General features: G+C 66.1%; 16 protein-coding genes and 1 tRNA gene. 13 read left to right on the top strand and 4 right to left on the bottom strand.

Translation table 11 applies throughout. From position 1 onward, the window contains the following. Nucleotides 1-762: 762 nt before the first annotated feature. A complete protein-coding gene (locus ABD832_RS07780; protein ID WP_344890458.1) occupies nucleotides 763-1,857 on the bottom strand; it encodes a hypothetical protein in 1,095 nt (364 codons plus the stop codon). A 68-nt stretch (nucleotides 1,858-1,925) separates the two neighbouring features. Beyond that, complete coding sequence (locus tag ABD832_RS07775; protein ID WP_344890455.1) at nucleotides 1,926-3,218, bottom strand: NsdA family TPR-like regulatory protein; 1,293 nt, start codon at nucleotides 3,216-3,218, stop codon at nucleotides 1,926-1,928. 301 nt (nucleotides 3,219-3,519) lie between these two features. On the opposite strand from ABD832_RS07775, the gene ABD832_RS07770 reads away from it, so the two are divergent. The 9 genes from ABD832_RS07770 to ABD832_RS07730 all read left to right on the top strand — a co-directional run bounded on the left by ABD832_RS07770 (nucleotide 3,520) and on the right by ABD832_RS07730 (nucleotide 10,558). Next, nucleotides 3,520-3,855, top strand: coding sequence for a hypothetical protein (locus tag ABD832_RS07770; protein WP_344890452.1), 336 nt, complete (start codon nucleotides 3,520-3,522; stop codon nucleotides 3,853-3,855). 281 nt (nucleotides 3,856-4,136) lie between these two features. Then, nucleotides 4,137-4,853 carry a GntR family transcriptional regulator gene (locus ABD832_RS07765; RefSeq protein WP_344890449.1) on the top strand — a complete coding sequence of 239 codons (717 nt, stop codon included), beginning with the start codon at nucleotides 4,137-4,139 and terminating at the stop codon, nucleotides 4,851-4,853. A gap of 112 nt (nucleotides 4,854-4,965) precedes the next feature. Next, a complete protein-coding gene (locus ABD832_RS07760; protein ID WP_344890446.1) occupies nucleotides 4,966-5,406 on the top strand; it encodes a plasmid replication, integration and excision activator in 441 nt (146 codons plus the stop codon). Then, nucleotides 5,406-5,690: a hypothetical protein gene (locus ABD832_RS07755; RefSeq protein ID WP_344890443.1), complete on the top strand. Its 285-nt coding sequence runs from the start codon at nucleotides 5,406-5,408 to the stop codon at nucleotides 5,688-5,690. Before ABD832_RS07760 ends, ABD832_RS07755 begins: the two co-directional genes overlap by 1 nt. A gap of 81 nt (nucleotides 5,691-5,771) precedes the next feature. Next, nucleotides 5,772-7,211 (top strand): FtsK/SpoIIIE domain-containing protein, encoded by a 1,440-nt coding sequence (locus ABD832_RS07750; protein WP_344890440.1) that lies wholly within the window; start codon nucleotides 5,772-5,774, stop codon nucleotides 7,209-7,211. Then, nucleotides 7,211-7,405 carry a hypothetical protein gene (locus ABD832_RS07745; protein ID WP_344890438.1) on the top strand — a complete coding sequence of 65 codons (195 nt, stop codon included), beginning with the start codon at nucleotides 7,211-7,213 and terminating at the stop codon, nucleotides 7,403-7,405. Before ABD832_RS07750 ends, ABD832_RS07745 begins: the two co-directional genes overlap by 1 nt. A 56-nt stretch (nucleotides 7,406-7,461) precedes the next feature. Then, nucleotides 7,462-9,120, top strand: a complete 1,659-nt coding sequence (locus tag ABD832_RS07740; protein ID WP_344890436.1) for a replication initiator — start codon at nucleotides 7,462-7,464, stop codon at nucleotides 9,118-9,120. After that, complete coding sequence (locus ABD832_RS07735; RefSeq protein WP_344890434.1) at nucleotides 9,117-9,371, top strand: excisionase family DNA-binding protein; 255 nt, start codon at nucleotides 9,117-9,119, stop codon at nucleotides 9,369-9,371. The genes ABD832_RS07740 and ABD832_RS07735 overlap by 4 nt, the downstream gene beginning before the upstream one ends. Continuing rightward, nucleotides 9,371-10,558 carry a tyrosine-type recombinase/integrase gene (locus ABD832_RS07730; protein ID WP_344890432.1) on the top strand — a complete coding sequence of 396 codons (1,188 nt, stop codon included), beginning with the start codon at nucleotides 9,371-9,373 and terminating at the stop codon, nucleotides 10,556-10,558. The genes ABD832_RS07735 and ABD832_RS07730 overlap by 1 nt, the downstream gene beginning before the upstream one ends. Before the next feature lie 80 nt (nucleotides 10,559-10,638). On the opposite strand, the gene ABD832_RS07725 is transcribed toward ABD832_RS07730, so the two are convergent. Continuing rightward, nucleotides 10,639-10,712: transfer RNA gene (locus tag ABD832_RS07725), tRNA-Gly, on the bottom strand. 130 nt (nucleotides 10,713-10,842) lie between these two features. Here ABD832_RS07725 and dcd point away from each other — a divergent pair. The 3 genes from dcd to ABD832_RS07710 all read left to right on the top strand — a co-directional run bounded on the left by dcd (nucleotide 10,843) and on the right by ABD832_RS07710 (nucleotide 13,725). Then, complete coding sequence (gene dcd, locus ABD832_RS07720) at nucleotides 10,843-11,418, top strand: dCTP deaminase (protein WP_344890430.1); 576 nt, start codon at nucleotides 10,843-10,845, stop codon at nucleotides 11,416-11,418. A 684-nt stretch (nucleotides 11,419-12,102) separates the two neighbouring features. Next, on the top strand, nucleotides 12,103-12,720 hold the full coding sequence (locus tag ABD832_RS07715; RefSeq protein WP_030924556.1) for a DUF47 domain-containing protein: 618 nt from the start codon (nucleotides 12,103-12,105) through the stop codon (nucleotides 12,718-12,720). Continuing rightward, a complete protein-coding gene (locus ABD832_RS07710; protein WP_344890427.1) occupies nucleotides 12,721-13,725 on the top strand; it encodes an inorganic phosphate transporter in 1,005 nt (334 codons plus the stop codon). 195 nt (nucleotides 13,726-13,920) lie between these two features. Here ABD832_RS07710 and mshD read toward each other — a convergent pair whose 3' ends face one another. Continuing rightward, nucleotides 13,921-14,844, bottom strand: a complete 924-nt coding sequence (mshD, locus tag ABD832_RS07705) for a mycothiol synthase (protein ID WP_344890424.1) — start codon at nucleotides 14,842-14,844, stop codon at nucleotides 13,921-13,923. A gap of 131 nt (nucleotides 14,845-14,975) precedes the next feature. Between mshD and ABD832_RS07700 the strand changes: the two genes are divergently transcribed. Then, nucleotides 14,976-16,772 carry a bifunctional metallophosphatase/5'-nucleotidase gene (locus ABD832_RS07700; RefSeq protein ID WP_344890422.1) on the top strand — a complete coding sequence of 599 codons (1,797 nt, stop codon included), beginning with the start codon at nucleotides 14,976-14,978 and terminating at the stop codon, nucleotides 16,770-16,772. Nucleotides 16,773-16,855: the final 83 nt, after the last annotated feature.

The raw sequence follows: 16,855 nt of genomic DNA, 5'->3' as shown, positions 1-16,855 counted from the left end.
ATCATGATTTAATTCCGTGATCGTATTCCAAGATTTACAAATGCCGATCAGTGCGGCATGAAGATATGGTACCAATGATTTTTCCAATGCCCGAGACCGTACATCCTAAGTGGCTGTGGTCCACTCTCTAATACGCTGGGAATTCGTTTTTTCGCCTCTCATGCCTCACCGCCTGTGAACGCCCTTCAAAAGGCAAGTCGCAATCACTGCTTCACCAGACTGCATGGTGCAACGGTAACAAGCCAGCTTTCGCGATGAGCCAGGATGAGGAACGAACCCTGGATCTTCGATTGCCCCAAGCACCTACAGCATCCAGCCATGTAGTGGCGATCGCAGAGCCGCATCTGTGTGGCGGCGTGGCAACCCTGGTCGGCGCGTTCGGTTGGTACGGCGGGGCCAGCGTGTGGTGCCCGGCCCGGTGTCCCGCCGCCGTTCGGGACCGGCCTCCAGGCCGCACGCCCGGACGGCGGGCGGGCGGAGGGCCGGGGGTACGGCGGCGCGCCGCGCCGCCTTGATATCTACAAGAACAATTCGGCAGACAAGCGGGTCGCGACAAGCGGGTCGCGACAGCTGAACTTGGTTAGGTGATGTGGGGGTATCAACCTGACAGTAGTGTGTCGGTTTCTGCAGTCCTATTCTGCAAGATATGCACAGGGCAAGGGCTGACCGGTGGAGGAGTGCAGTCGACTTTAAGCCGTGGAGTTACCGCGGGCATAAGATCGAACAGAGGAGATAGCCAGCAGCTCTTCTTGTATCTCTTCGCTATTTCAAAGATGCGAACTCCATTAGCATAGTCGCCACTATTCCGGATACGTACTGCTCTTGAGGTGATCCCGCGAACTTTCCTTGTATTTCTTCTAGCAAATCTTGAATGCGAGAATTATCGGGTTTTGGCGATTGGATCTCTCTTGACGCGTTAGCGAGTTGCTTTATAATATGAGAGAATTCCGGACTGATTTCAAGGTGCCGCATAATGGCGTCTCGTAGAAGTATTATTCCCGGATGTATGCGATTAGATCCTGTTGTGGGATTTTTGGTGATATTGCTAGATGGGCCTATAGTCATATAGTCGACGTGTACCGAGCCGTCGGACACCCATAGTCCGTGATTTGTTGGTATTCCCTGCGCCTTGTCGCGTGTGGTTATGTGTAAAGCAATAGCCCTAATGAATTTGGGTGCATATGGCAGCAGAAAGATAATCAATGCTAGCTGCAGCGTCAAAGCAATGTACTCGCCTCCCGGGAGCGGTTGTACTATGCCAGGAAGTACAAGCGCTGCTGCAGCAATGGCAAGTGCGCGACTTATTGGCGCTAGCTCGTCGTCTCGGGTTTTTATCGAACGCGGAATAAACTCTACGCCGCCCTGCTCATTATGTGGAATCAGCCTTATGTTGGGTGATTCGGCGGCGGATAGGGCCATTTTAAGCGTCACAGTGTGTTGGCGCTCTAGGTGTCCAATGATAAGAACCAGGTCGCTTCCGTCTTCTCCACCTTCTGTGACTACGCCAAACTCGGGTTCGGGTAGGGGGTCAAGAATCCACTTAAGAAGCCTTGCGCCCTTGATGTTCATTCGAATGCGCTGATTCTGAACGAGGCGGTTTCCTGTATTTTCGACAAACAGTGTAACAAAGTACAGATTGGAGACTTCTGTCTGGTCGTATTTTACGGACACGGGCTCGGCTAAGCTGCCTGCTGCTGCAGGAAGCGCCAACTGCTGATTTAAATCATATGAAAGCTGCTTGCGTTCTTCTCTTTGCTTCGAGAGATACCAAAACACATAGGAGGATAAGAATGCAAGTAAAGCTGCTACTCCCGCCACGATAAGTTTGCCCCAGAAATCATCATTTACAAACGCCACTGTTCCTCCGAAATTTTGGGCGCAACTTACCATCATCGCGACTTGTGAAGATATCTAACGCTGAGACGTCAGTCCAAGAGTTCTGGCCGGCGATTCGCTAGCGCGGCACGTGCTGAGGCAAAACGCTCATGGAACTCCACAGCAAGCGTTTCCCTTCGATACTGCTTCTGTAGCACGCGGTCGAGGTCTGCGGCGCGGTTGACGAGGTCCGTAAGAGACTTCCGTTCGATGTCAAAGGCGGCTATGCCTTCTTCGACGGCGGCATCTAGGTTGCCGCGTCGGGCATGGACAATCCCTAAATCGATGTGGGCATCAGCAACTCGCATAGGGGCGTTTGATGTGCCGTCCGGACGAGTATGCATCTGAATTGTCTCAAGGGCATGCTCTTCGGCGCGGTCGTTGTCTTCGAGCCACGTGTACGCGGTGGCGGCATAGAAGACCCACTTGGCGTGGTCGAACACGAAGTGATGATCCGGGTTCCCAGGAAGCGGGAGCTTTGCTAGGGCATCGGCTCCTCGGGTGAGGGCCTTGTCAGCTTCGCGGCGGTCGCCGATTCGGGCCAGTCCGCGGGCCTCTTGAAGAGTGAGTTGGACTTGAGCGCTGGATTGGCCGGCGACAGCCTGGCCCATGCGTGCAGAGGTGACGACATCTTCGTAGCGGCCCTCGACCAGGGCGAACCACGCGGACATCTCGTGCGCCCAGCCCATGAGTTCCCCGTGGCCGACCTGGCGGCCCATCTCGTAGGCGGCGCGGCGAGCGGTCTCGGCTTCCTCACGCTCCCCGAGGTCGTAGTGAACGCATCCGAGTAAGGCCGTCAGCCATCCGGTGATGACCAGGAGTTCGCGGTGCTGGGCGAGGGTGATCCGTCCACCGAGTAGACCGTTGACCTGGGCGAGACGCTTCTGGGTCCTGTCACGCAACGTGGCGGCCGAGACGACGGGATAGGCGCGGCAGAGCAGATCGACGGCCTCGGCGAGGGCTTCGAGGGTGCCGGTTCCGACGTCGGACGCCTGGAGCTGCTGGGCGAGTTCCATGGTGCCGTACAGGTCGGCCTCGGCTCGCAACGCGTCCATGGGAATGATGCTGGTGGCTTCGATGAGCTGGCCGGCCCCGCGTCTGTTCGGCCGGAATCCCAGGTCTTCGGGTTGAAGGCCGGTCAACTGGATGATGGCGATCCGGTACTGAGAATGAGGCCATCTGACCTCTCCGGCCTCCCAACGTCGGATGCGCTCCTCATCACACGCCAGGGACTCCTTGATGCCGATCGGTGTCGCGTTGATCCGGTGGGCCAGTTCGGCGCGCGTCAGCCGGTGCTCATTCCGCCACGCTCGGAGCTGGACGTTGGGGATGTTGTCGGGCATCTGGGGCCTTCCTCCCGGCTGGGGGCTCAAGAGGGGGAATTCGGGGGAGCGTTTAGGGGTCCTGACGATCTTGAATTGCCGGTGGACTTGCCATCAAGCAACACGGTACGTCAGCCCGCTTTCCGCCGCAGGAAACGCGGATCAAATTCGAGGAGATGGCGACGGTGACCCGGCCAGACGAGACCAGCGAGACACGCCCCTGCCCCGCGTGCCGGGGGCGTGGAACCAAGCTGCGCAGCTCGCGCCGTGCCCTTCTCGTCGGCGAGAGCAGCGGTGATCACGAGACGCAGGGAGAACAGGCATGTCTCGACTGCCTCGCAACCGGCCGGGTCGAAAGGAACGTGAGATGAACCCGATCATGCAGATCGCTGCGGTCTGCCTCCAGCAGGAACGCCAGCAGAACGAGGCGTTCGCCCTCATGCGGCTACGGGACGCACTGCTGCGGCTACGCGTACGGGCCGAACTGCGCGACAACGACAGCGCGCTGATGATTCCTCGTCCACAGGTGGGACTGCCGGTGTGGGTGTTCGTCGGCTACGGCGGCGCCTTCTACTCCTGGCAGTCCGCCGAGAAGCGCCACCCGATCAACGACGTGGCGGGCGCTGCCCAGGTTCTGGCCGATTACGTCGGTCGATAGGCGGGCGCGGCGGGGCGGTGTCCTTTGGTGCGGAGGGCACCGAAGAGCGTTGCCGCTGCCCCGTCGCGCTCTTCAACATCCCGGCAGGCAGCAGAGCCGGCGCGTGCGGCCCACCCCGTGTAACCGCAGCGTCCTTCTTCCCTCTCTCTGTCTGCCGGGATCTTCTCTGCTCTCGTTCCCCTGCCTGCCGGTGACGTGACAGGCGCGGGGAAGCCAGGTTACGCTCTGACTTGGTAAAACAACCTGTCGGGTGATGGACGGTCGTAATGTCATTAGAGTCTGTGCCGCCGAAGTACGCCCAGCTTGTTCAGGCACTTCAACGGCGCATCGAGTCGGGGGACTACCCTCCGGGCTCACTTCTGCCCAGTGAGAACCAGCTCATCAACGAGTTCGGCGTCTCCCGGCCCACCGTCGTCGCCGCACTGCGCGTGCTACGCGAACAGGGCTGGATCGACTCCCAGCAGGGCAAGGGCCGCTTCGTGCGAGGCCGCCCGGCGATGACCTCGATGGAACAGCCCCGTCCCGGACAGGCGTATCTGATCGGTCCAGAAAGTTCCTCCGACGGTGAGGTGGTGGAGGCGGCGGCGCTGGCCGTGCCCAACCGCATCGCCGCCCTGTTGGACATCGACCCGAAGAGCAAGGCGTTCCTGCGGCGTCGCCTGGTTAGCCGGAACGGCGAGCCCACCGAGATCGTCTCGGTGTGGTTGCCGCTGGAACTCTCTGAGGGCACCGACCTGACCAGTGCCGACCCGCTGGACGAAGGACTTCGCGAGCATCTCCAATCGCGCAAGGGGGTGCGCTTCGACCACATCGTGGAACAGATCGTCGCGCGCATGCCCACCACCGAGGAGGCCAAGCGGCTCGGCATGCTGAAGAACGTCCCGCTGCTGTGTGTCTACGCGGCGGTGCGCGATGCGGCCGGCCATGCCCTCGTCGTGGCGGAGGTGCTTCTCCCGGCCGATCGGCACGAGCTGGAGGACGCCTATCCGATCGGTTAGCTCAGTCTCACCCCGCGAGCCCGCTTAGGTACTTGACCTACCAAGCGGGCTCTCTTATTCTCAAATCACTTGATAGGTTAAGTGTCTATCACTCGATAAGAGGAGTGCCATCATGGCTCTGCAAGGACCCATTCCCGTCACCTTCGCCCAGGTCTTCCCGCACGGCTGTTACGTCGTCGGGGAGGTCGAGGCGGTCAAGGACTTCGACGCCTCCACCAACGGGCGCTTCGTCCAGTCCCGCGACAAGACCACCGGAGAACTCGTCTGGCAGGTCGCGGTTATGGACGCCGACCCGACCGTCAAGCCCGGTCAGAAGACCGTGGCCGTCAAGATCCTCTCCCCGGTCCAGCCCGTTCCGCCGGCCCCCATGCCGAACCTGCCCTTCACCCCGGTCGAGTTCGACCACGTCACCGCAACCCCGTACGTCAACGGCGCCGGACGTCTCGCGTACTCCATCAAGGTCCGCGAGATGCGTGCCCCGCGCACCGTTCCCGTCGCTCTCGCTTCCGCACCCGCCAAGCACACCTCCACCGCTGGAAAGGACGTCGCCTGATGACGCGTCGCAGGACTCACCGCATCAGCACCATCACCCTCAACACCGGCCGTGGCGCCCGCGCCACCAACCACCCCTACCCGGCCCGGACCCCGGTCCTGGCGCTCGACTTCGGCGCCGTCTCGCTCCTGGTCACCACCTCGGCCGGCGACCTCGTCACGGCCTCCGACGTCGAGTTCGCCCGCCAGCTCGCCCACGAGGCCGACCAGTTCGCCCGCTCGGTCGAGAGCAAGTTCACCATCCCCGACCAGGCCGACAGGTCCGACCAGGACAAAGCGGCCTGACACGTAAGCGGGGCCGCTGGAACTGGCATTCCGGCGGCCCCTCGTCTCCCCAGACAGCGAATCAAGAGAGGGCTCAAGCCTATGTTCAAAAAACTGCCCGGTGACGAGGCGCAACACCTCGTCACCACGACCCCCGACACGGCCGTGGTGTTCCGCCCGGCCGTACTCAAGACCCCCGCCATCGTCACCATCGTCATCTTCACCTGGCGGCTGCTGGCCGGTGCCGTGCGGCTGCTGTGGCGCTACCCGATCGCGTCACCCGTCGCCGTCGCTCCCGGCGCGCTGAGCTGGCTGTACGGCTGGCAGTGGGGCATCGCGCTTCTCGTCCTGGTGCCCGTCGCTCTCACCACCTGGCGGCTGGTCGACCGGGCCTCGTTCCTGCGCCTGGTGGGCTGGCGGCTGCTGGCCTGGTGGCGACAGGTGTGGACTTACCGGCGGCACTGGCAACCGGTGATGATCGTCTCTGGTCTCGGCCGTCACCTGCGGGGCCGTGACTACCTGCCCCGCCTCGTCCGCGTCACCTGCACCTCGTGGGCGGACCTGGTCGCGGTGAAGATGCTCGCCGGACAGTCGGTCAAGGACTGGTCCGACCGCATCGAGAACCTGGCCCATGGCTTCGGCGCCACCTCGTGCCGGGTGACCATCGCCCGGTCGGGCCGTCTGCTGCTGGCCTTCCCTCGGCGCGATCCGCTGGCCGTTCCCTTACCCGCTCTACCGATTCCCGCCGTGGCGTCGGTGGAGCCGGTCGAGATCGGCAAGCAGGAGGACGGCACTCCGTGGCGGCTCAAGGTCCACGGCACTCACGTCCTGGTCGCCGGGGCCACCGGGGCGGGCAAAGGCTCGATCATCTGGTCCACCATCCGGGGCCTGCTGCCTGCCGTTCGTGCGGGTCTGGTGCAGATCTGGGCGCTGGACCCCAAGTTGATGGAGCTGTCCTTCGGGCGTGACCTGTTCGACCGCTACGCCGCCGACCCGGCCGAGTGCGCCGATCTCCTGGAAGCAGCCGTGAAGCTTATGCAGGAGAGGGCGGGCCGATTCGCCGGAGTGCAGCGCAACCACATCCCTACCATCGATGACCCGTTCGTCCTGGTCGTGGTCGACGAGGTGGCGTTCCTGACCGCGTATCAGTCCGACAAGGGTCTGAGGGTGCGCATCTCGGCGGCACTGGCGACCTTGACCACGCAGGGCCGCGCGGTGGGAGTCGCCGTCCTGGCGGCGTTGCAGGACCCGCGCAAGGACGTGCTGAGCATCCGCAACCTGTTCCCCGACAAGATCGCGCTGCGGCTGGACGAGTCCGAACAGGTGGACATGGTCCTCGGTGACGGCGCTCGGGATCGGGGCGCGCTGGCCGACCTGATCTCACCTCAGCCGGAGCTCGGCGCGGGCATCGCCTACACCCGTCTGGAGACCTCACCCGAGCCGATGCGTGCCCGTGCCGGCTACGTCTCCGATGCCGATATCCGCGACATGGTCGCCGTGTTCACCGCCGACACGCTGCCGCTGACGGGTGAGGGGGCCTGATGAGAGTCATCCTGCACGGCACACCCGCCGAGATCGAGGGCCTGCCCTTCCGGCGGCTGCGGACGCCCAACGGCTCCGACCTCGCCGAAGTGACGCTGATCGTCGACCTCGACACTGCCTGCCTCCGCAGACACCCCTACAACGACGCCTGCCGGATCATCGCTGACGTGGTCAGCCGAGAGGAGGCCATGTGACCGACACCCCTCCTGTTCCACCGTCCACCAGCCCACCGGACGGCTCCGATCGCACCTTGCCCCGCCTCGTCCGTGACACCCTGCCGTTCGCCCTGGACGTCGCGATCGAGGTCGCCAAGAACAACGGCGTCTGCATCCGGCCGATCGAGTTGCGACGCCTCGACACCCACACCGGTACGGCCGAGTCGTTCAACATCCCCTGCGGCGCCACGCAGGAGGCCAAGTGCCCGCCGTGCGCCAACCGCAACCGCCAGCTCCGCCGGGCACAGTGCCGGGAGGGCTGGCACCTCGACCACGAACCGATCGCCGAACCCAACCCCTCCACCGAGGACCAGCGGTGGCTGATCGAGTTCCGAGCCGACGTGCAGGCCAAGCGCGACGAGGCCGAGAGAAACGGGGAAGACACCTTCAACTGGGACGAGGCGATCGCCGGGATCGACGCGGAGATCAACGCCGCTGGGATGCGGGGCAACGTCCTGGGCGGGCGGTCGACGCCCAAGCGCTCGCGCTCGACCAGGCGGCGTCAGGACGCTCCGGACCTGCCCAAGCGGGCCAAGCAGGATACGACCCTCGGGCGAACCTTCGTCGCCTCCGACGGCAAGGTCTACCGGCCGTCCCTGTTCGTCACGCTGACCCTTCCCTCCTACGGGCGCGTTCGCAACGGCGTCCCGGTCAACCCGAGCACGTACGACTACGCGGCGGCGGCTCGTGATGCCCTGCACTTCTCCAAGCTCGTCGACCGGTTCGTGCAGAACCTTCGCCGGGTGGCCGGCTACGACGTGCAGTACTTCGCCTCCGTCGAACCACAGAAGCGGCTCGCTCCTCATCTGCACATGGCGATCCGCGGGACCATGCCGCGTGCGGAGGTCAAGGCCGTCGCCGCCGCGACCTACCACCAGGTGTGGTGGCCGTCCGTCGATGAAGTCCGCTTCGACGGCGACCACCTGCCGGTCTGGAACGAGCGGGCCGAACGGGCTGAGCCCTACCTGGACGGGCAGGCCGGCGACTACCTCGACCCGGCCACCGGGGAACTCCTGCCCACCTGGGACGAGGCGCTCGACCAGCTCGGCACCGACGAGACGGCCGAACCACTGCACGTGGTCCGCTTCGGTGCTCAGGTCGATGTTCAGGGCGTGCTCGCTGGATCACCGGACGCTGACCAGTGCATCGGCTACCTGTCGAAGTACCTGACCAAGAGCCTCGGCGACCCCCTCGACCCTGAGGACCCGGACAACCACGCTCGCCGTGACCACGCGACCCGCATGGTCGAAGCGCTGCGCTACGAGCCCTGCTCGCCCACCTGCGCGAACTGGCTGCGGTACGGCGTGCAGCCCAAGGGTGCCAAGGCGGGCATGCTGCCGGGCCGCTGCAAGGGCAAGGCGCACAAGGCCAAACACCTCGGCTACGCGGGCCGTCGCGTCCTGGTCTCGCGTAAGTGGTCGAACAAGACCCTGCGGGAGCACAAGCAGGATCGGCGGGCCTGGGTGCTCGACATGCTCGGCCTGCCCGACGAGACGGTGACCGACCCGCATCGCTACGTCTGGCGGCCGGTCTCCTCCAAGGATCCCAACCGCACCCCACTGGCCAAACGGCTGCTACGTGAGGTCGCCAACCGCCAGCGCACCCGCGCACGGCTGATCGAACTCCAGGCCAGGGCGGACGGCCTCCCTGTTCCAGATCTTTCGGCAACTCCGGGACTGGAGGTGGCGGCATGACCAGGAAGACCAGGCAAGAGCCCGCCTCACCTCTCCCGGAACTTGCTCAAGGCCGGCTGCTCACGGTCGAAGAGGCGGCCGAACGGCTGAACACCTCGGTCCGCTTTCCTCGTCGCCTGATCGAGGAACGACGGATCGCCTTCATCCACGTCGGACGCAACGTCCGCATCCCCGAAGCGGCGCTTGAGGCGTTCATCGCTGCCGGGCTGGTCGAACCGATCACCACCACACGACGCAGGAGGGCCGCGTAATGGCCAGGACCACACTCGCCACCCCTGAGGAAGAGCCCCGGAACTCCGCCAAGGGCAAGCCGGCCAAGAGGCGCTTCGGACGCGTTCGGCAACTCCCGTCCGGCCGGTGGCAGGCTCGCTACAGAGGACCGGATGACATCGACCGGGCGGCCCCGGAGACCTTCTCGACCAAGCGCGACGCGGAGGTCTGGCTGACCAAGAAGGAGGCCGAGATCCTCGTGGAGGACTGGAGCAGTCCGGACCTCGGCAAGGTGGCCTTCAAGGAGTACGGCTCCGACTGGGTGAACGAGCGTCCCGGCCTGCGGCCTAAGACGGTCCAGCTCTACGAGGGTCTGCTCCGCCTGCACCTGGTCCCGACTTTCGGCAACCTGGCCGTGAGTGAGATCAAGGCGGCTCACGTGCGCAAGTGGCGCAAGACGCTCCTGGACGGGGGAGTCGGGCCGGTCACCGTCGCCAAGGCGTACCGGCTACTCAAGGCGATCATGAACACAGCCGTGGAGGACAAGATGATCAAGTCCAACCCGTGCCAGATCAAGAGCGGCGGTAAGGAGGAGTCGCCCGAGCGTCCGACGCTCACCATGGAGCAGGTCTTCACGCTGGCCGGTGCGATCGAACCACGGTTCCGGGCGCTGGTGCTCCTGGCGACGTTCGGCAGTCTGCGGTGGGGTGAGCTGGCGGCGCTCCGGCGCAAGAGTCTCAACCTGGATGCCCGCACGGTTCGGGTCGTGGCCTCCACCACCGAACTCAAGGACGGATCGGTAACCATCGGCCTGCCCAAGTCCGTGGCCGGTACGCGGACGGTCGCCCTTCCCGAGGTGGTTGTCTTAGAACTTCGCACGCACCTCGACACGTACACCGACGAGCATGACGAGGCGTTCGTCTTCCTCGGCGCGAAGGGCGCGATGCTGCGGCGGCCGGCCTTCAGCCGGATCTGGGCCAAGGCGCTGAAGCAGGCGAACCTCTCCGGCGTCCACTTCCACGACCTTCGCCATACGGGCAACACGTTCGCCTCGCAGTCGGGTGCGACGCTGCGGGAGCTGATGAACCGGATGGGGCACTCGACCACGCGGGCCGCGCTGATCTATCTGCACACCGAGAACGGACGGGATCAGATGATCGCCGACGGCATGGGAAAGCTCGCCGAAGCCGTCCTCAAAAAAGAAGATCCACCGGCATCGGGCACGTAACGGGCACGGAAGATCGAAGAGGCTCAGAAAACAACTAAGGCCCCGGTTCGGATTCGCATCCTGACCTGGGCCTTTGTGAGTGGAGCGGGTGACGGGAATCGAACCCGCGCTGTCAGCTTGGGAAGCTGATGTTCTGCCATTGAACTACACCCGCGTGCGGTGTGCCGCGTGACCACTCTAGCGGAAACTCGGGAGGCTCTGGACCTCCCCGGCACGAGATTCTCGGCATCCCGAGGGGCGGGAGGCCGCCGTCGCGGGGGCGTGGCGTTGGTAGGTTGCCTCACGTGCTGCTTTCCGATCGTGACATCGCCGCGGAGATCGAGGCCGGAAGGGTCAGGATCGACCCCTTCGAGCCGGAGATGATCCAGCCCTCCAGCGTCGACGTACGCCTGGACCGTTACTTCAGGGTCTTCGAGAACCACCGGTACCCGCACATCGATCCGGCGGTCGAGCAGCCCGATCTGACGCGGATGGTGGAACCGGACAAGGGCGAGCCGTTCATCCTGCATCCGGGGGAGTTCGTGCTGGCCAGCACGTACGAGGTCGTCACGCTGCCGGACGATCTCGCCTCGCGGCTGGAGGGCAAGAGCTCGCTGGGCAGGCTCGGTCTGCTCACCCACTCCACGGCCGGGTTCATCGACCCCGGGTTCAGCGGGCACGTCACGCTCGAACTCTCCAACGTCGCGACGTTGCCGATCAAGCTCTGGCCGGGGATGAAGATCGGCCAGCTCTGCCTGTTCCGGCTCAGCTCTCCGGCCGAGTATCCCTACGGCTCGGAGAAGTACGGATCGCGCTACCAGGGGCAGCGGGGGCCGACGCCGAGCCGGTCGTACCTGAACTTCCACCGGACGCCCATCTGACGGTCACCGGATCCGGGCCGACCGAAAGCCGGGAACCAGGAGTCCGGAAGCTGAGGGACCGGAAGCCGGGGGCTGGGGAAGCCGGAAGTCGAGGGCGGCGAAGCCATAAGTTCCGGGAAAGGGAGCCGAAAGCCGCGAAACGGAAGCCGAGAGACCGAAAGCCGAGGGAGCCGGAAGCCGAAGGGCCGTACGGCCGGGGAGCCGGACGCGGAGAGCGCGGGCGCCGGACGAGGTGGGCACGCGACCGGGGACCGGGAACCGGCCGGGAGCGGGACGGCCTGCCGGGAGCGAGACGCGGTCTGCCGGGGAGGCCGGACGCGGTGGGAAGGCAGGTCGTGATGGAAATCACCCTGCTCGTCGTACGGGATCACGGACCCCGGCCGACCTCCGTGGATCTCCGTCAGGCGCGCCGGAATCGGGGATCCCGGAGGACGGCGCGGGCGACGCGCCGGACGGGCTTCCCGGAGAGAGTCCTATATGTGACCTGGCTTCGGCATAATGTGGCCGAAAACCAGCAAAACGGTCACGGAAAGTTGCCCTCCAGGCTGCCTCAAGCCGAGTGTCTCCGGGTATGCGCCGGGTAGCGACATGAGGAAGAGTGCGTGTCTAGCGGGTGAAGTTCGTATTTCCGCTGGTAACCCGTACCCTTCTCTGCGGACCATCCCCGCACATCTGGAGAACGACGTGCGCCTGCGTCTCACACCGAGTGAGGACAGCTACTACGACTTGTTCGCCGACTCGGCGAACAACCTCGTCACAGCGTCCCGTCTGCTGGTAGAGATCATCAGTGACGGATCGGACCGGGAAGCCCTGGCCGAGAAGATGCGCGCCTGTGAGCACGCCGGTGACGAGCGTACTCACGCGATCATGAACCGGCTCAACGAGAGCTTCATCACCCCCTTCGACCGCGAGGACATCTACCGTCTCGCCTCGAACCTCGACGACGTCATGGACTACATGGAGGCGGCCGCCGACCTCATCGTCCTGTACCAGATCGACCACCTTCCCAAGGAGGTCGTCCGGCAGGTCGAGGTCCTGGAGCGTGCCGCGGAGCTCACCGCCGAGGCCATGCCCAGGCTGCGCTCGATGAAGAACCTGAACGAGTACTGGATCGAGATCAACCGGCTGGAGAACCAGGCCGACCAGGTCTACCGCCGCCTTCTCGCCAAGCTCTTCGGCGGGGAGTACGACGCGTTGACCGTCCTCAAGATGAAGGAGGTCATCGACCAGCTCGAGATGGCCGCCGACGCCTTCGAGCACGTGGCCAACACGATCGAGTCGATCGCGGTCAAGGAAAGCTAAGTGGATCTCACGCTCGCACTCGTCATCGGCGTGGTGGTCGTGGCGCTGGTGTTCGACTACACCAACGGCTTCCACGACGCCGCGAACGCGATCGCGACCTCCGTCTCGACGCGCGCACTGACGCCGAGGGCCGCGCTGTTCATGGCCGCGGCCATGAACTTCCTGGGTGCGCATCTCGGTACGCAGGTGGCCGCCACGGTCGGCAAGGGCATCATCGACGCCCCGAGCGGCAGTCACGGTCTCGTCATCGTGGGGTCCGGCCTGATCGGAGCGATCACCTGGAACCTCGTCACGTGGTACTTCGGTCTCCCCTCCTCCAGCAGCCACGCGCTGATCGGCGGCCTGGTCGGCGCCGCGCTCGCCTCGGCGAGCACCGTCCACTGGGACGGGGTGCTGGAGAAGGTCGTCATCCCGATGATCCTGTCCCCGCTGGTCGGCTTCAGCCTCGCCGGGCTCATCATGATCGCCATCCTCTGGGGGTTCCGCAGGTCCCAGCCCTCGAAGACCAACCGCGGGTTCCGGCTCGCGCAGACCGTCTCCGCCGCGGCGATGGCGCTCGGTCACGGCCTCCAGGACGCCCAGAAGACGATGGGCGTCATCTTCCTGGCCCTCGTGGTCGGCGGGTACCAGAACGACGGTGACCCGATCCCGCAGTGGGTCATCCTCTCGGCCGCCACGGCCATCTCGCTCGGCACCTACGCGGGCGGCTGGCGGATCATGCGGACCCTGGGCCGCCGGATCATCGCGCTCGACCCCCCGCAGGGGTTCGCGGCGGAGGCGGCCGCGGCGACCGTGCTCTACACCGCGGCCATCGGCTTCGGTGCCCCCATCTCGACCACCCACACGATCACCAGCGCCATCATGGGCGTCGGCGCCACCAAGCGCCTGTCGGCCGTGCGGTGGGGTGTCGCGGGCAACATCGTGACCGCCTGGATCCTGACGATCCCGGCCGCCGCGCTGGTCGCCGCGCTGTCCTACTTCGCGCTCCACTGGATGGTCGAGTAGCGGGCCGCGAGGGCCGGGGCGGGCGCGCCGCCCCGCGGACGCCCTCGCCGACGACCGTGCGGGAACGCCGGCCGGGATCCTTCCCGGCCGGCGTTCCGTCGTCACGGGGCCGCGCGGCGGACGCCGGGGAACGGGAGACGGGCGGCGGGCGGAGCGGCCCGCCGCAGATACGTCGCCTCAGCGTTCCGGCGCGCTCTACCGCCGGTACATCACGTCGACGTCCCACCGGGTGAAGCCGAGCTTCTCGTACAGGCGGACCGCCGAGGGGTTGCTCTCGTCCACGTACAGCATCACCTGACTCAGGCCGCGTGAGCGCAGGTACTCCAGGCCCGCCAGGGTCAGCGACCGGCCCAGGCCGCCTCCCCGCTCGCCGGGGTCGACACCGACCACGTACACCTCGCCGATCGGCTCGTGGGCGTGGTCGCCGTCGTCGTGCACCTTGGTCCAGTGGAAGCCCACCAGCCGGTCGGCGCCCCCGGGGCCGTCCTGCCGTACGGCGAGGAAGAAGCCGGCCGGGTCGAACCACGGTTCGTGCCGGCGCAGCCGGAGGTCCTCGATCGTCCACGCACCCTGCTCGGGGTGGTGGGCGAAGGCCCGGGCGTTGAGCGCCACCCACGCCTCCGGGTCGGAACCACCGGGCTCGAACGTGCGCAGCCGTACGCCCTCGGGGAGCTCGAAACCGGGCAGGTCGCCGGACAGGGGGCGGCGCATCCGCCACAGCGATCTGACCTTCTCGAACTGCGCGGACCGGGCGAGCGCCTCGGCCGCGGGGTGCCCGCCGTGCGCCCACAGGCGCAGGCGTCCCCCGGCCCGGTCGAGCGCGGCCCGCAGCAGGTGCGCCCCGTGCCCGCGCCGCCGGAAGGCCGGGTGGACGACCAGTTCCCCGACCGGGCCCTCGACGGGATCGACCGGGTCCACGTGCGCGTAGCCCACCAGGTCGTCCCCCTCGTACAGGAGCACCGCCCCGATCTGCTCGTCGCCTCCGTAGCGCAGGTGCAGCAAGGCCTGTTCGTTGAGCGGTCCGACCCCGTCGGCCTCGGTGGCCGCCTCCGCCACTTCGAGGATCGCGGCCACCTCGGCGCCGCCGAGCGATCCCCGGTGTTCCACACGCGCGTTCATGATGTGGACTCTAGGGGGGCGCGCCGGCCCCGCGTACGACGGGGACTGGCAAAAGCCGCCATGTAGTGATCCGGTGAATCGTTATCTCTCGGACGTTCCACCGTCAGACGGTCCCCCTAGTGTCGTGGTCCATGATGTCTCGTTCCTTCCAGCGGCTGGCGATGGCGGGCGTACTCGCCGGGGCCGGTCTGGTGCTCGCGATGGGACCAGCCGAGGCGGGCAACAAGCCCGCCAAGACGGTGCCGGTCCGCCTGCTCTCCCTCAACGACTTCCACGGCAACCTCGAGCCTCCGACCGGGTCCTCCGGCCGCATGGTCGACGAGACCGGCGCCACCGTCGAGGCCGGTGGCGCCGCGTACGCCGCCACGCACCTCAAGCAGATGTCGGACAAGAACACCCTCAAGGTCGCCCAGGGCGACCTGATCGGCGCCACCCCCCTGATCTCCGCGGCCTACCACGACGAGCCGTCGGTGGAGTTCCTCGGCAAGATCGGCGTCACCGCCTCCGCCGTGGGCAACCACGAGTTCGACGAGGGCTACGCCGAACTGCGGCGCATCATGAACGGCGGCTGCCACCCGGTGGACGGCTGCTCGCCCGCGGGTGAGTGGAAGGGTGCGAAGTTCACCTACCTCGGCGCCAACGTGATCTTCAAGCGGCCGACGCAGACCGCGGAGAAGCAGGCGCTGGACGCCCTGGGCGGCAAGAACACCGGCGCGCTGCGCAACCTGCTCCGGCAGTACGGCATCCCCGCGCTGCCCCCGGTCGCGATCCGCTGGATGAACGGCGTGCCGATCGGCTTCATCGGCCTGGTCACCCAGAGCACCCCGAGCATCGTCACCTCCGAGGGCATCAAGGACCTGGAGTTCATCGACGAGGTCAAGGCCGCGAACGTGGCGTCCAGGCTGCTCAAGCTGGTCGGCATCAAGGCCCAGGTTGTGCTGGTGCACGAGGGCGACCAGGTCACCGCAGGCCAGTCGCCGGACGCCTGCAGCGCCCAGCCGGGCGCGGGCAACCGGATCGCCACGCAGGTGGACGCCGAGGTCGACATGATCCTCAGCGGTCACTCGCACCAGGCCTACCTGTGCACGGTGTCCGACCCCAAGGGCGCCAAGCGCCTGTACAGCCAGGGCGGTTCCTTCGGCCGCGTCATCACCAAGGTCGACTTCCAGGTGGACGTCAGGACCCGTGACGTGGTGCGCTCCACGGTCGTGGCCGACAACCAGGTCGTGACCAGGACCGTCACCCCCGACCCGGAGATCGCCGCGTTCGTCCAGACGTGGAAGGACCGCGTCGCGCCGGTGGCCAACAGGCCGATCGGCAGGATCACCGCGGACATCACCAACACCGCCGTGGCCTCCGGGGAGTCCCCGCTGGGCAACCTCATCGCCGACGCCCAGCTCGCCGCGACGAGGACCGGCGGCAACGCCCAGATCGCCCTGATGAACCCCGGTGGCGTACGGGCCTCCCTGAACTACGCGGGTTCGCCCGCGGGTGAGGGCGACGGCGTGGTGACGTACGGCGAGGCGTTCACCGTGCAGCCGTTCAACAACCTCACGCAGGTGGTCACGCTCACCGGTGCCCAGCTCAAGACCGTGCTGGAGCAGCAGTTCACCGGCGGGCCGAACGCCCAGGCGTTCACCAAGATCCTGCAGCCCTCGTCGAACTTCACCTACACCTACAGCGCGAGCGCGCCGTGGGGTTCGAAGGTCTCCACCATGAAGATCGACGGTGTCGACGTGACGGACACCCAGACGATCCGGGTGGCGGCCAACAACTTCCTGGTCGGCGGCGGGGACGCGTTCCTGGCCTTCAGGGAGGGCACCGACCTGTGGAGCGGCCCGCTGGACATCGACGCCTTCACCGCCTACTTCGCGGCGAACCCGACGATCGCCCCGCCGGTGCCCGGCCACATCACGGTCGTGCCGTAACACCGGCGGAACACGCGCCGCGCCCGTCCGGGCCGGCGCGGCACTCCGCCGGGACGCGGCACGCCGCTCCGGCCGGGGCGGGA

It is taken from the genome of Streptosporangium longisporum, assembly GCF_039534895.1.
Lineage (GTDB): Bacteria > Actinomycetota > Actinomycetes > Streptosporangiales > Streptosporangiaceae > Streptosporangium > Streptosporangium longisporum.
This window is presented reverse-complemented; position numbering and strand designations above follow the sequence as displayed.